Here is a 1638-nt window from a genome sequence, read left to right as displayed (position 1 = left end):
TGGAGAGCCCACTTGTTCGCTTCTCTCGCGACGCTACGCTCGACGTGCCCTGCCGGGCGGCTAGTGGTCAGACCTGTGGATAACTCCTGAAGTGCCGCGTTCTGATGCGGCGATGGAGGGTCAAGTCCTGGGGCGTGGTGTATCGGTGGTCGTGTGATTCCTCGTGTTGTGGTCAGGCTGTGAGGGCTCGGAGGTCGGGTTCGATCACCTCCTCGGTGACGGGTTCGCCGACGCGTCGTGCGGCGGTGAGGGCGTCGAGGCCGAGGTAGCGGCGCTGCTCGGCCCATTCGTCGTGCTGCTCGGCGAGGACGGCGCCGACGAGGCGGATGATCGCGTCGCGGTTCGGGAAGATGCCGACGACGTCGGTGCGGCGGCGGATCTCCCGGTTGAGGCGCTCGTTGGGATTGTTGGACCAGATCTGCCGCCAGATGCTCTTCGGGAATGCCGTGAACGCGAGGATCTCTTCCCGCGCGGCCTCGAGGTGCGCGAAGCTGCGCGGCAGCTTGTGCTCGAGGGCGTCGAGGACACGGTCGAACTGGGCGTGCACGGACTCCGCGTCGGGTTGGTCGAACACGGTGCCGAGCAGGGTCTTCACCCATGGCCACGAGGACTTCGGGGTCACCGCCATGAGGTTCGCGGCGTAGTGGGTGCGGCATCTTTGCCAGGAGCCGCCGACGGTCGCGCCTGCCGCGGCGACAAGGCCTGCGTGCGCGTCGGAGGTGACGAGCTTCACCCCGGTCAGGCCTCTCGCGACGAGGTCGCGCCAGAACGTGAGCCAGCCGGCGCCGTCCTCCGTGCTGTTGACTTGGAGGCCGAGGATCTCGCGGTAGCCGTCGGCGTTCACTCCGGTCGCGACCAGCACCGCGACCTTCACGACACGCCCGCCTTCGCGGACCTTCATGGTCAGCGCGTCGGCGGCGACGAACGAGTACGGGCCGACGTCGAGGGGGCGGGTGCGGAACGCGGTGACCTGGTCGTCGAGGTCTTTCGCCATGTCTGAGACCTGGCTCTTGCTGAGCCCGGTGATTCCGAGGGTCTTGACCAGGTCGTCCATCCGACGGGTCGAGACGCCGAGGAGGTAGCTGGTGGCGACCACGGTCGTCAGCGCGGCCTCCGCGCGGCGGCGACGCTCGAGTAGCCATTCCGGGAAGTAGGTGCCCTGCCGCAGCTTCGGGATCTTCACGTCGAGCGTGCCCGCACGGGTGTCGAACGCGCGCGTGCGGTAACCGTTGCGACGGTTGATCCGGTCGTCGCTGATCGTGCCGTAGGAGGCGCCGCAGACCTGGTCGGCGTCCGCGGACAGCAGCTGGTTGATGAACGTGCCGAGCATCTCCCGCAGCAGGTCAGGCGACGCCTGCGCGAGGTGGTCTTCGAGGAAACGGGCAGGGTCGATATCGTGGGGGGCGACGGTCATCGTCGGGGTCCTTTCGAGACGGATGTGAAGAGTTCTCTCGAAGAATCACGCGGTGACCGTCGCTACGTCCGCAGCGACACGCTCACCCGATCCGTACACCACCCTGCCGGACGCAACCGCGATGGAGCGCCACCATACGGTTGCGCCCCGCGGCTGTCTGTAGGCCGAACGGGGGACAGCCCGGGCCGTGGAGTACCGGTTTTGGTGGTCCGTGCCGATTTCAT

General features: G+C 67.5%; 1 protein-coding gene. It reads right to left on the bottom strand.

The features are described 5' to 3' along the window. Positions 1-172 precede the first annotated feature (172 nt). Complete coding sequence (locus ACE3O1_RS15650) at positions 173-1414, bottom strand: IS256 family transposase (RefSeq protein ID WP_374316637.1); 1242 nt, start codon at positions 1412-1414, stop codon at positions 173-175. Positions 1415-1638: the final 224 nt, after the last annotated feature.

The sequence above is a fragment of the Microbacterium sp. genome (assembly GCF_041909575.1).
In the GTDB taxonomy this organism is placed as follows: Bacteria; Actinomycetota; Actinomycetes; order Actinomycetales; family Microbacteriaceae; genus Microbacterium.
The sequence above is the reverse complement of the archived record's forward strand: the minus strand, read 5'-3'. Positions and strand labels throughout refer to the sequence as shown.